Below are 14648 nucleotides of genomic sequence, written 5' to 3'. Positions count from 1 at the left end.
TTTCGTCCAGGGGAATTGCATAAATGTGTAAATGAAGGGCTTGAATGAGAAAGCAGGTGTGTCCTGGTTTCGAAGAACAGCCGTTAAGAATATTGAAGTAGCGACATGGCAAAAGGCAGAGTCGGGACGATCCAGGGAGGCATTATGAGAACTAAACGAACGACGCGTCAGCTAAAGAGTGCTTGGATCGGTTATCGCGCTTCTGACGCAGATCAACTCGTATCCTCATTGCATGAGGAGCGAATCCAGGCGGAGAAGTTGCTACGTGAGGAGCGGGAGCTTTTCCACGCAGCGCTGGAGCGGAAAAAGCAGCGGGATGCCGAGTTAAAGCAGCAGCTTGCGGACGCGCTTGCGGAAGAGCGGCGCTGGATTGAAAGGGCGGGAATTCATGGGTGACAAGCTTAGGTGGCAGGTTGGAGGAGTTTCAATTCGCCAAACCAAGAGAAGAATAAAAGAAGAGCGTCAGCGAATCGAACAACTGCAACAACAGCTAGAGGCTCAGCGTGCAGAGCAGGCCCCGATACTGTACAAGCTTGATTTTCATATCGAAGAGTTGGAACGGCGACTTCGGGATACAGAACTTCGTATTCAGGCTATACAGAAAGCCAATGACACAGCGGCTGCAGTGGAACAATTGCTGGATGAAGGGATACAGGATGGACAGGTGCAGGAGGCGCAAGTTCAGTATGCATCTGGGCAGGAACAGGCAGCGGCAGGAGCAGCCATGGGTCTTGCTTCCAGTATCCCTGGTGCAGAAGGCGGAGAGGCGGCAGCAGGAACGCAGACCGGACGAAACGGCAAAGCCCGTCTGGGAGATCAGCTGGTGGAGAACGGGATGATTACCCGGGATCAGCTGACAGATGCTATCCGCAACCAGAAGCGTTACGGTGGTAGACTGGGCGATATTCTTGTAGAGATGGGGTTCATTACAGCTGAGCAGCTACAGGAGCAAATTGACGGTGATGAGTCCAAGGAGAGACTGGGCGATATGCTGGTTCGTTCCGGCTATATTACACCAGAGCAGCTAGAGCGTGCGCTCGAGTTCCAGGCGAAGAGCGGCGGACTGCTCGGCGACATTTTGCTGTCACTGCAAATGCTGGAGCCTGCGGATTTGTACCGCGCGATTGCTACACAGAACCGAATCGGGCGTATTGGTGAGGAGCTGGCACTAGATGCGGCGTACAAACTACCCGAGCAAGTGGCCATGGCTTATGGCGTGGTCGTCATCCATCAATATATGAACCGCTATATTGTAGCGGTCAGTGATCCGTTGCCAGAGGAGCGACGCTTGAAGCTGGAAGAAATTCTAGGTATGCCAGTAGAGCAAGTGCTTGCTACGAAGGAAGAGATGGAGCAGCTCTGGGGTAAAATCTACGGCGAGGAAATGATGCAAGAGAGCACGACCGGGCTATTGGAAAAAGAACCGCACAACTCGGCGCGGACCACCTTTACCAAGGGACAGCTCTGGGTGTTTGCAGCTATGGGAATGATCACACTGCTCGGCCTCCTCTGGAACAGCTGGAAGACAGTGCTGATCATTAATATGATGATCCAGCTGTTTTATTTTGCTATGACGCTATTCAAATTTGGTATTATCTATCTCGGTTCCCGGCGTGGGGCGCAGCTTCGCTTCACGAAGGAAGAGGTAGACGCCATGGATGAAAAAAGGCTGCCGATCTATACGATTCTTGTCCCGATGTATAAGGAAGCGGGCGTGCTTCCGATGTTGTTGCGGAATTTGGAACAGCTGGATTACCCCAAGTCCAAGCTGGATGTACGGCTGCTGATCGAAGAGGACGACATTGAGACGATTGAGCTGCTGCGGGAAATGAAGCTGCCAGCGTATTACACGACATTGGTCGTGCCTGACGGCTTGCCGAAAACCAAGCCGAAGGCATGTAATTATGGACTTATTCGCGCCCGCGGCGAGTTTGTCGTCATTTACGATGCTGAGGATCGTCCCGATGCTGACCAACTTAAAAAGGTTATTGCAGCGTTTGATTCACTCCCTGAAAATTATGCGTGTATTCAAGCAAAACTCAATTATTTTAACAGCACACAAAATTTGCTGACCCGCTGGTTCACACAAGAATACAGTATGTGGTTCGAATTGCTGCTGCCAGGAATTATGCAGTTAGATACCCCCATTCCGTTGGGCGGTACGTCCAATCATTTCCGGGTATCTGTATTGAAAGATATCAATGCGTGGGACCCCTATAATGTAACCGAGGATGCCGATCTGGGCATTCGTCTGTATAAGGGTGGTTATAAAACGGCCATTGTCGATTCCCGCACATGGGAGGAAGCGAACAGCCGCGTGGGCAATTGGATTCGTCAGCGTTCACGTTGGATCAAGGGATATATGCAGACATGGCTGGTTCATATGCGCAATCCGGTTAAGCTGGTGCGCGAAGTGGGTTGGAAGGGCTTTTTCGGTTTTCAGGTGATGATTCTGGCGACTCCGATGTTGCCATTGCTAAACCCGATTTTCTGGGGGTTACTTATTTTATGGTTTGGCTGGGAGTTATCCTTTATTCCCAAGCTGTTCCCGGGTTATGTGTACTACTTGGCCAGCGCGGAATTTTATATCGGCAACTTTCTGTTCGTATTCAGTAATGTGGCCGGCATGTATTGGGTCATCGGTGAGCTGGAAGAGCGCGGTGAACGAACATTTTCATACGCGATGGTCAAATATGGGCTACTCTCGCCGTTATATTGGGTACTTATGAGTATAGCTGCGATAAAAGCAGCTTGGCAGCTTATAACCAAGCCGTTCTATTGGGAGAAGACGACGCATGGTCTGACCGATATGCATGACTTGGATGATGCCCCGGCACAGTCCTCCTGAATATGAAGAAAGAAGGAGCAAGAATGGAGACAAAAAATCCTTTTTTATCCGTCGTCATTCCCATGTACAATGAAGGCTCACACCTTGAGCGTTCACTTAAGGTGATTGATGGGGTGCTGTCTGTTGTCACCCCACGTTATGAGCTCATTATTGTAGATGATGGTTCCAAAGATGATACATGGCTCAAGCTGTCCGAATTGTCCCGTCGTATGCCCTCTTTACTCGCGCTCCGGCTGAGTCGGAATTTCGGTAAAGAGCTGGCGTTGTGCGCAGGTTTGGAAAATGCATCTGGCGATGCGATCATTGTCATGGACGGCGATTTGCAGCATCCTCCTGAAATGATCGGGGAGATGGTGCGTTTATGGCAGAATGAAGGTTATGATTTAGTTGAATGTGTGAAAGAATTTCGGGGAGAAGAGTCTGTAGGCAAAAAGCTCGGAGCTTCTTTGTTCTATGCAACCTTGAATCGTTTGACGGGCTTTAATCTCAAGGATGCCTCCGATTATAAGCTACTGGATCGACGAGTGGTGGATGCCTGGATGGCAATGCCAGAGCGTATGCCGTTTTTTCGCGGGATGACCGCCTGGCTCGGTTTTCGTAAAACCCAGATCACATTCCGGGTGGCTCCACGAGAAGAGGGTCCAAGCCGCTGGAGTCCGTTAGGGCTGTTTCGATTGGCTGCGGAAGCGATCGTTTCGTTTTCGACGGTACCTTTGCGGGTAGTGAGTTTAATGGGTCTCATTTTTATGCTGATTTCAGTCGTGTTGGGGATACAAACCTTAATGCACAAAATAACGGGTGACGCTGTGACCGGGTTTACCACTGTCATTTTACTGCTTTTGATTATCGGTAGTGTACTCATGCTGTCGATTGGAGTGGTAGGAGAATATATTGCCGCCATATATCACGAAGTCAAAGCCAGACCCCGTTATCTAATTGCAGACAAACGGGCGAATGCTGACCGATTGTGGGTGGATAGGGAGTTTAATCAACATGATCAGACGTTCGTATCTAAAGTATCCAATCATTAAATACGGTATTGTCGGACTGCTGGGTACAGGCATTCATGTCGGTGTGCTTGTGTTGCTGGTGGAACTGTTTGCAATACCTGCAGTAACGGCTACTACAATAGGCTTTATAGTTACGCTGCTTGTATCGTATGTGCTGAACCGAAACTGGACGTTCGAGCCTACCGGCGAGGGAAGCCGGACTCAGTTTCTTAAATATTTATTGGTCTGTACTTGCGGCTTGCTCTTGAATGCCGCTCTGATGTACGTAACCATTCACTGGATCGGTTGGTCGTATCTGATTGGTGAAGTCCTAACTACCATCATCGTGCCAGTTCATAATTATATCTGGAATCGCTATTGGATCTTCTCCGTTCCGCAAAAGCGTCAGAAAGAGGCTTCATGATCGTAAGGAAACATGGAAAGTTACTGTTATTGTTTGCTTGTATTGCTGCTCTAGAATTGGCCGTAGGTATTTATTTTGCATGGCATCTTGGTTATATGCATACCGACGCGCTCAGTCGAGTGGCTAATGCATTTTATGTGCTGTATAGCCGTGATCCGCACTTGGGTGCTATCGGGTTTGTATGGAATCCGCTACCGAGTTTGATGGAACTCATTGTGCTGTTGTTCTATCCTTTATTTCCCGCACTCGCTTCCCACGGGCTAGCAGCAGTGATTGTAAGCAGCCTGTTTGCTGAGGCGAGCGCAGCATTATTGTACGGGACGGGAAAAGAACTAGGGCTTCACGGTGCAACCAGTTTGCTGATTGCGCTGTTATTTTCGCTGAATCCGTTTATGTTTCTGTTTGGCTTCAACGGTTTGAGTGACTCGCCATATATCTTTTTTATCCTGTTGACAGTGAGTCGATTCTGTATGTGGCTTAAGGATCGCAAGGCAGCGAATTTGATCGTATCCGGTTTTGCGCTTGCATTGGCATTTTGGGTTCGCTACGAAGCAGTCCCACTGGGGGTTGCGCTGGCTTTGGGCGTATTACTGACGATTTTTTTTCTGCATCGGTGGCGTACAAACAGAGAGAACGTTAGAACGCAATTGTCTGTAAAAGAGCGCCTGTACAAGGTAGAAGCGACATGGCTTCTATTGTTGCTGCCGCTTGTCTTTTCCGGTTTGCTGTGGCTCTTTTTTAACTGGATTATCATGGGCGATCCGCTTTACTTTTTACGCTCGCAATACTCCAATTCCACACAATCAGCGGCTTTGTTGGAGGATCAGCGCTTTGTGGAAATGTTTGCTCACCCTGTGCTGATGCTAAAGTTTGTCGGGCAACGAACCTTATGGTATGCGGCTCCGTTGATTGCCATTTTGCTTATACGCCTATTGGACAAACGTCTGTGGAGTTGGAGCACGGTAACGCTACTGGCTATTTTTTTATCGGTACCCGGGCTTCAGCTTTTACTGATGCTTAAACATTCTTCGTTCGGCTGGTTCCGATATTTTATGTATGTATTCCCGATTACCGTTGCTTGGTTGCCGTATGAGCTTAGTCTGTTGAAGGGAAAAATGCGGGGGATCGGAATCTCACTGGTAACGGCAGGTATGTTGGTAACAGCAGGCTTGTTATCCTATGCACTGACGAATCCTGCGATTGCGGCGGATGAGCATAGCTATCTAACGCATAGTGGCAATGAAAGCTATACTCGGCAAATTGTTGAACGGAAGATAGGGTCATGGCTGGATGAACATTATGGTTCATCTCTCATTTTGACAGATTCTTATACGGCCTATCCGATCATTTTGAGCAGTAAAATGCCGAAGAAGTTTATGATAACGAGTGATTATGATTTTGGGAAATCTTTAACGGATCTGCCCGCTTCCAAGGTGGATTATGTTTTGGTTACGCGCTTGGTAGAAGGAGTACCACTGGATCAGGTGAACCGGAACTATCCTGATCTGTTTGAAAAAGGGGCGCCATGGGCCTCGTTGGTGCATGATTTTGACGGGGAGTGGCGATTGTACAAGATAGAGCATGAAGAACTGCAATAATTTTTATTGTATATTAGTGCATCGTAGCGGAGGGAAGGATACTGCTGTCGGGTGTAAGTTCCCTACAGCTGTACCACCGCAAGAAGTTTGAGGGGGAACGAGAGGAATGTCCTTTCGCAAATGGTCTGCAAGCAGATGGATGGCTATAGGTCTGTTTGTGTTTATACTTGCATTGGAACTGTCTGCAGGCATCTATTTCAGCTATGTTCTGGGATATATGCACACAGACGCGCTCAGTCGGGTAGCTAACGCCTTTTATGTGCTGTACAGCCGCGACCCGCATCTGGGCGCTATCGGATTTATCTGGAATCCACTACCCAGTCTTCTGGAAATGGTGATTCTATTGCTGTATCCAATCTTTCCGGCATTAGCTTCCTATGGATTGGCTGCTGTTATTCTGAGTGCTACCTTTTCTGCTTTGACCGCTATGCTGCTATATCGGGCGGGTGTCAGAACAGGGCTTAGCTCTAGCATGAGCTTGCTGCTGGCTTTGTTGTACGCACTGAATCCGTTTATTTTACTGTTTGGTGCCAACGGTCTGAGCGATTCGTTATACATATATTTCATTATGATGACGGTGATTGAATTTGCGCTGTGGCTCAAGGACCGCATGACGGCAAGTCTGATTGTTTCTGGGTTAGCACTTGCCATGGCGTTCTGGACTCGCTATGAAGCGGTGCCTCTAGGCATGGCCATGGCTGTTGGCGTGGTCTTGGCGATTTTATTTCTTCATCGTAACTTGGGCAGACGCGAGCTGGCTCTGCGGGAAAAGCTGCATAAAGTCGAGGCAACCTGGTTACTTCTTCTACTCCCTGTGGTCTTTTCCGGGCTGTTGTGGATTTTCTTTAACTATCTTATTATGGGGAACGCTTTTTATTTCCTAAATTCAGAGTACTCGAACACGGCCCAATCGGCAGAGCTGCTGAATGATGATAAATTTGTAGAGATTTTCTCCAATCCGCTGGTGGCCTTGGAGTTTATTGCTTCCAAAACCATCTGGTATTCTGTACCTTTATTTTCTATTCTGTTCATTCGTCTGTTGAGCGGGCGATTATTCCGATGGGGAACCCTGATTATTTTGTTATTGTTCCTGTCTGTGCCGGGCTTGCAATTTTTACTTATGATGCGACAATCCTCGTACGGGTGGTTTCGTTATTTTATGTATGTATTCCCGATTACCGTAGCCTGGTTGCCGTATGAGTTGAGCCAGCTTCAGGGACGATGGCGGAGGGCGGCCTTTGGTCTAGTGTCCGTCAGTTTGCTACTAACCGCTGGATTACTCTCCTATGCGTTGACTCGCCCGGATATTGCACCGGATGAGAATAGCTTTCTCACACGCACGGGGAATGTGAACTATGTGAGACAGGAATCAGATCGTAAGATTGCCGTTTGGCTGGATAAGCATCTGCCGAAGTCTAACATTATGACTGATTCGGCTTCAGCCTATACAATGATCGTCTACAGCCAATATCCCAAACGTTTTCTGATCACCAGTGATTATGCGTTCAATAAAGCATTAAGTTATCCGCAGGACAATCATGTAGACTATATCCTTGTACCTAAGATTATGTCTGGCATGCCGCTGAGTAAGATCAATATGGTATATCCAAATTTATATGAACATGGTGCCCCGTGGGTTCAGCTTGAACGTGAGTTTAACGGCGAGTGGCGCCTGTATAAAGTGTTGCCTAAGTCACTAACTAAGGGATCTCCATCGACGGAGACAACGACAAATCCCTAATGGCATAACAACAATCCCCGGAGCCTAATCCCTTCGCATGGTGCGATGAGGAAAGCTGCGGGGATTTTTTTTGCAAGTTTAGTGCCCTTTAAACGGTAGCCACGCCAGTACATCCTGAATTTTGGCGTCCCAGTATCCCCATTCATGTGCTCCAGGACCTTCTTCATAGGTCAGCGGAACTCCAAGAGAGTTGCATGTTTCCCGAAAAGTCTGATTCCCCTTGTATAAAAAATCTTCCGTACCGCAGCATTGGTAGAGTCGGGGGAGTGAGGTCCCCGCGGCGGCATGACGTTGTAGCAACTCCAGCAAGTCGTGACTTGTTCCGCGTATTTCATCTGGTCCAAAAATGTTAAGCCATTCCGCTGGACTCATTGCATTTTGCACAGGATCGGTACGGGATGCATGTAAATCCATGACCCCCGAAAGACTGGCAGCGGCTGCAAAGCGCTCTGGATGCTGAAGTGCCAGTTTGAAAGCGCCATACCCACCCATAGAAAGCCCGGCTACAAAATTATCTTCACGCTTGGCGGACAGAGGAAAGAATGAACGGGCCAAAGCCGGCAATTCTTCACTAATAAAGGTCCAATAAGCCGCTCCTTGCTTCATATTCGTATAGAAGCTCCGGTGTACCTGGGGCATGACGACGGCTAGGCCCATAGAGGCGACGTAGCGTTCAATGGAGGTTCGACGCAGCCAGGTTGAATCATCGTCTGATAGGCCATGCAGTAAATACAGTGTCGGATGTGGCCCTGTTCCTTGCTTGCCCTCCATTCCAATTTGTGAGCGGGTTGCCTGCGGAAGAATAACATTCATGGATGTGCTTAGACCAAGAACTTCCGAATAAAACTGACATTGAATAAGAGCCATAAGAAAACCTCTTTTCCTAGGGGGTAGCAATCTCTTTGACCTGTTCCAGCCTACAACTGATTATTCATTCAGTATACTTTAACCTGTCCAAATATACATATCCAAGTGAATAACTAGGTATTAAGTCCTGTTTCTTATTTATCCTACATTAGGAGGGGGCATGGTTATATGGGACGATTTTTTTAATTTAGGGGTTATTTGGGTTTGATTTCTGGTAAAGTGTTTAAAAAAGATTGATGAATCCAATCTGAGGGAGGAACTTATAGCAATGGGGAAAAAGTTAAGAACCACAATTACAGGTGTACTGAGCACAGGTCTTATTCTTAGCGCATTCAGCGCAGCGGCAGCTGCTCCTCAAACTACAAGCGGCCATTGGGCAGGAGATCAGGTGCAACGCTGGTCAGCTACAGGGCAATTGGATGGGGCGGTAAAACCGGATGCGGCGATCACACGCGCAGAATTTATTGTTCTCTTGAACCGCAGCTTGGGAACGTTCACACAGGAACTTCCAGCAGTGACAGACGTAACGTATGCGGGTGGTGTGAAAATCAACGGTAATGGAAGCAGAACGTTTACAGATGTTCCGGCATCCCACTGGGCATACAACGAACTGACAAGTGCCGTGAATGCAGGCTACATAAGCGGCTATGCAGGTAACAAGCTCAAACCAAATGGTAAGGTAACACGTCAGGAAGCTGCTGCGATTATTGGCAAAGCTATTGGGCTGACTGCGGGTAATGCAGCAGATGTTACTAAATTCATTGACTCCGACAAAATCGGATCTTGGGCGAAGAAAAGTGTAGCGGCTGTTGCGGAGCAAAAAATCATCAACGGTTATCCGGATGGTAAATTCCAGCCACTGAAGCCGCTGACTCGCGCAGAGGCGGTTGCTATTCTGGATGCTGCATCCGGTTATAACCTGAGCCCTGTTGATAATCTGACGACGACTCCTGGTGGAACGGTAACAGATTCCACATACAGTAACGTGACAGATTCCACTTACGGTAACACGTCGACTACTTCTGGCAGTGAAACAGAAGATAGCAGCACAAGTACTAGCACAGATAGCACGACTGCGACTACTACAGACAACTCTACAACAACAGATACAAGCACCGATACCAACACAACTACGGATACGACTACAGACAGCAATGCAGACACTTCCGCTGACGCGAATGCTACTTCGAATGCACTGAAAGTTAACGATGTGTACGATGGTGAAAGTACAATTACAGGGACAGCTAAAGCTGGTTCCACAGTAACTGCCTATTCCAATGATCTGCCTATCGGTAGTGCAGTAGCCAAAGATGACGGCACATTTAGCATCAGTGTGCTTAGTCAAAAAGCAACAGTTAGACTGGTGATCAAAGCTAAAGATACAGACGGCCATGAAAGTGAGCCTGTAGAAATCTCGGTTTTGGGTAAACGCAGCGAGTAATTTAGAAACAAAAACCCCCCTTTCACTCTTTCTGGAACCAATCCAGCCAGTAGTGAAGGGGGATTTTTTCGTTTATTCGCTTATGCCATCTTCCACAATAGGTTTCTCCAGTTCGCGTGTTTGTGGCTCAGACGTTGTGTTACCGCCATAACTAGCTATAATGCGCTGCTGCGCTCGGTACGTATCACGGCTGATTCGGGTGCGCTCGACGGGTTTTCCATCTACCTTTTTTATTCGAAATGTTTCTACCACATACCCTTCTTTGCCCTGCCGAATGACTTGATCGAAGCCGGGAGATAGTGAGTCATTACGTATTCTTTTTACCGGTATAGGGAGTACGCGAACGGTGTGAGATTCAAGTTCATACGAAACATTGGATGGGAACGTACCAAAAATTTTGACAGTAAGTGTTCGGTGTTGGACCGTAGCACGAAGGAGTAAATATTTTCGAGTATTGTTTCTAAAACGAAAATTAATAGACCCGGTAGCAAAAGTCGCATCCTGGCCTTTGGGCAGATAGCTGACTGGCAGGGAATGGTTGCGGCGTTCGACAATGTCCAAGCCGACTCGCAGCGCTGCATTATAGACCGTGCTGGATACCTGACAAATCCCACCGCCAATGCCGGACTCCAGCCGTCCATTCACGATCACTGGAGCCTCACGAAAGCCATGGGTGCGCTCAGCCTTGGCAATCACCTGGCCGTAGTCGAATATGTCACCTGGTTTGAGAATTAAACCATCGACGGTGCTTGCCGCCGAATTAACGTTATATACACGTCCTTCCGAGCTGCTGCCAAGACTGGTGGAAAACTGGGTGATCTTTCGTTCTATACCTTCGCTGCGCAGACTGTCGACTGTAATTTTCGGCTCCAACTGGTGGAACGGTAATTCCACTCGGATCGGCTCCTCGGAAGCCGTGAAATCCTTGGGGAGTGCCTGGTTCATTACGACGTCCAGTTTGGGCCAATCCAAGCGCCGGGCAGAGCGTCCCGGAATATAACGAACCTGATCGTTTGCATCAATCTGACGTACCGCATTGATAGGCATGCCGTATCGTTGCTCCTCCCAATCAGCTCCGAATTTTGATTTTAAGATCTTTTCTTGCTGGAAAGGTGTGATAGACCATTCCTTCTCAAAGCCAAAACGTGTCTGTACGCGAGTCCAGAGATGCTCCGCGCTCAGCGCCTTTACCGCATTTCGGAATGCATCCGCTTTATAACTAACCCCTGCTTCCCCGAGTGTTAGCTTTATATCCTGTGCACTGCTGTCACTGTCCGTCAGGAGCAGAGGACGCTGCTTCAATGCATCCAGTTTTTTCTCCACTAGCCGAAGAGCGTCTGTTTTATCCATGCCGCCTACGTTGACTCCTCCGACTCGCACTCCCGCCGGTAGCGTTTGTCTGTCGGCGTACAGATGAAGTCCTCCCCACAGCATGGCCAGCGCCAGAACACCAGACCATATCCAAATGACAGATAAATGAATTTTTTTCATAATGCAGATGTCTCCTGTCTGATAAGCTTGATAGCATTTCGTGTGCCATAATATTCATATATATGTGCCAAAAGCAGAAAACTTTCGGTACTATTTAGGTAACAAATTTGTTACAATGATAAACGGTATGATGAAATACAGAAGTTTTTAAAGGAAATGCATGGAATATGTCGAATGGATATTAGGTTATACGTAATATGATTAAGCAGCGGGAAGTGATCGAGTGATTGAAATGCAGGATGTGTGGAAGACCTATACGAACGGGACCCACGCACTTCAAGGAGTATCGGTTAGAATTGACCGTAATGAATTCGTATACGTAGTCGGTCCGTCTGGAGCGGGGAAATCGACTTTTATGAAGCTTATTTATAGAGAAGAAGTACCGACCAAGGGGCAAATTTCAGTCAATGGTTTTAACATTGGGAAGCTCAAGCAGCGCAAAATTCCCTATGTTCGTCGTAACATCGGAGTCATTTTTCAGGATTTCCGGCTTTTGCCGCGTTTGACCGCCTATGAGAATGTAGCTTTTGCTATGGAAGTTATAGAGGCTCCCAAGAAGCTGATCCGCAAGCGGGTTCCGGAAGTGCTTGAATTGGTTGGTTTAAAAGAAAAGATGAATCGTGAGCCTGCCCAGCTTTCTGGTGGGGAGCAACAGCGTGTAGCGATTGCACGGGCCATCGTGAACAATCCCTCGGTCATCATTGCTGATGAACCGACAGGGAATCTGGACCCCGAAACATCGTGGGAGATCATGCAACTGCTGGATGAAATTAATTTTCGGGGTACGACCATTGTGATGGCGACACACAATAAGGATATCGTGAACTCCATGCGTAAACGCGTTATCGCCATCGAAAATGGCAACATCGTAAGAGACCAGGTAAGAGGGGAGTACGGATATGACTTTTAATACCTTCTTGCGTCATATGCGGGAAGGTTTCAAAAACATATTCCGCAATGGCTGGATGTCCGTAGCATCCATCACCTCAATTATCGTGTCACTGCTTATACTCGGCGTGTTTATCATGCTGGTGCTTAACGTCAACTCCTTGGCTGATCAAGCAGATAGTCAGGTGGAAGTTAACGTGTTTCTGGAGCTCAATGTCGATCAGAGCATGCGTGAAACGCTGCAAAAGGAAATCGCGGCAATGCCGGAAATCAGTAAAACGACCTTTGTGACGAAAGCTCAAGGTTTGGAGGAGCTGCGCAAAGATTTGGGAGACAGCGGCAAAGATCTGCTAGAGGGTTTTGACAAGGATAGCAATCCACTGCCGGACAAAATCGTGGTAGAGGTTATTGAACCAACGACGGTTCCGTTTGTGGCCGAGAAGATTGAGAAGCTGAATACATTGCATCCCGAAAAACCGATCTTAAAGGTTCGTTACGGAAAAGGCACTGTAGAGACGCTCTTTACCATTACCAAGCTGATCCGTAATGTTGGCTTTATATTCGTCGCCGGACTGGCGATCATGTCTATGTTCTTGATCTCGAATACCATTCGAGTAACGATATTGGCAAGACGCAGAGAAATCAGCATTATGAAGCTGGTCGGTGCGACCAACTTTTTCATACGATGGCCGTTTTTTATCGAAGGCGCGCTTATTGGTCTTATTGGTTCTCTTATTACTGTAGGTGTTTTATTTACAGGCTATCAGCGTTTGCTGACAGCCGTTCAGGGAGATATCGCTCTCAATATGTTGAAGCTTATGCCGCTTGAAGGTATCTGGATTCAGCTGAGTGCATTGCTGGTTATTTTGGGGATGCTGGTCGGAATTATTGGCAGTACCCTGTCCATGCGCAAGTTCTTGAAAGTCTAAGAAGCATTTGGTGGAACGTCGTGGTCGATTCAATAGAACGGGGAAGCCCGGTGTTATTTTGCGATAAAGGATGGGGAGTGCAAGTTGAAAAAAATAGGATCTGTGTTGGCTGCTACGTTGGTAGCTGCATTGCTAATCCAGCCTTCTGACGGATATGCCAAAAGCGTGAGTGAAATCAATTCGCAACTGAACCAATTAGAAAAGCAAGCCAAGTCTGCCAAGCAACAACAGCAAAAGGCTGCTCAAGATAAACAGTATGCTCAACATTACAAAAATAAAACCGTGCAAAACCTGAAAACGGTACTTGCTCAAATTAACAGCGTCAGTGATCAGCTGACTCGTGTAGCGGTTCAGATCGATCAAACGGAAGATAATCTGCGTGCGACTAAAAAAGATTTAGCCGAAGCGATTGATCGTATCCATTCGCGGGAAAAAATGCTGGAAACTCGTGTGCGTCTCATGTATACGGATGGAACGGTCTCCTATATGGACGTGCTTATGTCTTCGACCAGCTTTAGTGATTTTCTCAGTCGGGTAGATTCCCTGAAAACGATCGTGGAGCAGGACCAAATTCTGTTGGACGAGCATAAAAAGGACAAGGCTCTGGTCGTTAGCAAGAAGAAGCAGCTCGACACGGAATATAAAAATGCCAAGAAGTTGTACGCGCTCAAGCAGGACGCCAAAGCTCAATTGAATTCCAAGGAAAAAGAGAAGCAAAGACTGATTGCCAACTATGATCATGATATTGCTGAATCGGATGAAATCAGTGAAGAGCAAAACGATATGCTGGTAGCCCTTGCGAACAAACGTGTGGCGCTAGTGCAGGAGAAGAACAAGCTCAGAGCGGAGCAGGCTGCCAAAGCAGCACGTGCTAGAGCGGCAGCACGTGCTGCGGCAGCTAAGCGATATGCATCTTCATCCTCAGGCGCTGCTTCGAATTCCAGTCATACGGCAGCCAGTACGTATACAGGCGGATCGGGTACATTGGCTACGCCAGTAGCCCATTACCGACTCTCATCTACTTTTGGCATGCGGGTACATCCGATAACCGGTAAGCTTAAAGGCCACACAGGTATTGATCTGGCGGCTCCGCAGGGAACCGATATTCATGCAGCCGAAGACGGTGTTGTCATTGTTGCTGAATGGTGGAGCGGGTATGGGAACACGGTTGTCATTGACCATGGAGACGGACTATGGACCTTATACGGACATATTCGCAACGGTGGTACGGTGGTTCATACGGGGCAAACGGTGAAACGCGGTCAAAAAATTGCAGAAGTGGGTTCGACGGGAAATTCTACAGGACCTCACTGTCATTTTGAAGTGCGTGAGAATAACAAACCTGTAAATCCGATGAACTATTTATAATAGATAAGGTAAGCCCTATTTGTAACCAATCTGGTTGTAGATAGGGTTTTGCTGTAATGGTTCA

12 protein-coding genes are annotated in these 14648 nt (G+C 47.7%); 10 read left to right on the top strand and 2 right to left on the bottom strand.

Annotated features, from left to right (window positions below):
* The first annotated feature begins 105 nt into the window (after nt 1-105).
* The 6 genes from ACN6NF_RS22665 (at nt 106) to ACN6NF_RS22640 (ending at nt 7600) form a co-directional block, all read left to right on the top strand.
* Nucleotides 106-396 carry a hypothetical protein gene (locus ACN6NF_RS22665; RefSeq protein WP_474319676.1) on the top strand — a complete coding sequence of 97 codons (291 nt, stop codon included), beginning with the start codon at nt 106-108 and terminating at the stop codon, nt 394-396.
* Nucleotides 389-2848 carry a glycosyltransferase family 2 protein gene (locus tag ACN6NF_RS22660; protein ID WP_474319674.1) on the top strand — a complete coding sequence of 820 codons (2460 nt, stop codon included), beginning with the start codon at nt 389-391 and terminating at the stop codon, nt 2846-2848. Before ACN6NF_RS22665 ends, ACN6NF_RS22660 begins: the two co-directional genes overlap by 8 nt.
* A gap of 23 nt (nt 2849-2871) precedes the next feature.
* Nucleotides 2872-3879 (top strand): glycosyltransferase family 2 protein, encoded by a 1008-nt coding sequence (locus tag ACN6NF_RS22655; protein ID WP_457905999.1) that lies wholly within the window; start codon nt 2872-2874, stop codon nt 3877-3879.
* Complete coding sequence (locus ACN6NF_RS22650; protein WP_474319672.1) at nt 3842-4261, top strand: GtrA family protein; 420 nt, start codon at nt 3842-3844, stop codon at nt 4259-4261. Before ACN6NF_RS22655 ends, ACN6NF_RS22650 begins: the two co-directional genes overlap by 38 nt.
* The gene (locus ACN6NF_RS22645) at nt 4258-5859 is read left to right on the top strand and encodes an ArnT family glycosyltransferase (protein WP_474319671.1); all 1602 of its coding nucleotides are present in this window, start codon (nt 4258-4260) and stop codon (nt 5857-5859) included. Before ACN6NF_RS22650 ends, ACN6NF_RS22645 begins: the two co-directional genes overlap by 4 nt.
* Nucleotides 5860-5965: 106 nt before the next feature.
* Nucleotides 5966-7600, top strand: coding sequence for a glycosyltransferase family 39 protein (locus ACN6NF_RS22640; protein ID WP_474319670.1), 1635 nt, complete (start codon nt 5966-5968; stop codon nt 7598-7600).
* A gap of 78 nt (nt 7601-7678) precedes the next feature.
* On the opposite strand, the gene ACN6NF_RS22635 is transcribed toward ACN6NF_RS22640, so the two are convergent.
* Complete coding sequence (locus tag ACN6NF_RS22635; RefSeq protein ID WP_474319669.1) at nt 7679-8467, bottom strand: alpha/beta hydrolase; 789 nt, start codon at nt 8465-8467, stop codon at nt 7679-7681.
* 268 nt (nt 8468-8735) lie between these two features.
* On the opposite strand from ACN6NF_RS22635, the gene ACN6NF_RS22630 reads away from it, so the two are divergent.
* Nucleotides 8736-9908 carry an S-layer homology domain-containing protein gene (locus tag ACN6NF_RS22630; RefSeq protein WP_474319668.1) on the top strand — a complete coding sequence of 391 codons (1173 nt, stop codon included), beginning with the start codon at nt 8736-8738 and terminating at the stop codon, nt 9906-9908.
* Nucleotides 9909-9980: 72 nt separating this feature from the next.
* Here the strand turns inward: ACN6NF_RS22630 and ACN6NF_RS22625 are convergent, their stop codons facing one another.
* On the bottom strand, nt 9981-11399 hold the full coding sequence (locus tag ACN6NF_RS22625; protein WP_474319667.1) for a VanW family protein: 1419 nt from the start codon (nt 11397-11399) through the stop codon (nt 9981-9983).
* A 223-nt stretch (nt 11400-11622) separates the two neighbouring features.
* On the opposite strand from ACN6NF_RS22625, the gene ftsE reads away from it, so the two are divergent.
* The 3 genes from ftsE to ACN6NF_RS22610 all read left to right on the top strand — a co-directional run bounded on the left by ftsE (nt 11623) and on the right by ACN6NF_RS22610 (nt 14584).
* Nucleotides 11623-12309, top strand: a complete 687-nt coding sequence (ftsE, locus tag ACN6NF_RS22620; protein ID WP_007432660.1) for a cell division ATP-binding protein FtsE — start codon at nt 11623-11625, stop codon at nt 12307-12309.
* Nucleotides 12299-13216: a permease-like cell division protein FtsX gene (ftsX, locus tag ACN6NF_RS22615; RefSeq protein ID WP_474319666.1), complete on the top strand. Its 918-nt coding sequence runs from the start codon at nt 12299-12301 to the stop codon at nt 13214-13216. Before ftsE ends, ftsX begins: the two co-directional genes overlap by 11 nt.
* A gap of 84 nt (nt 13217-13300) precedes the next feature.
* Entirely contained in the window at nt 13301-14584 is a 1284-nt protein-coding gene (locus ACN6NF_RS22610) for a murein hydrolase activator EnvC family protein (protein ID WP_064961711.1), read from the top strand.
* Nucleotides 14585-14648 lie beyond the last annotated feature (64 nt).

This window comes from Paenibacillus sp. TSM33 (assembly GCF_056099025.1).
The sequence above is the reverse complement of the archived record's forward strand: the minus strand, read 5'-3'. Positions and strand labels throughout refer to the sequence as shown.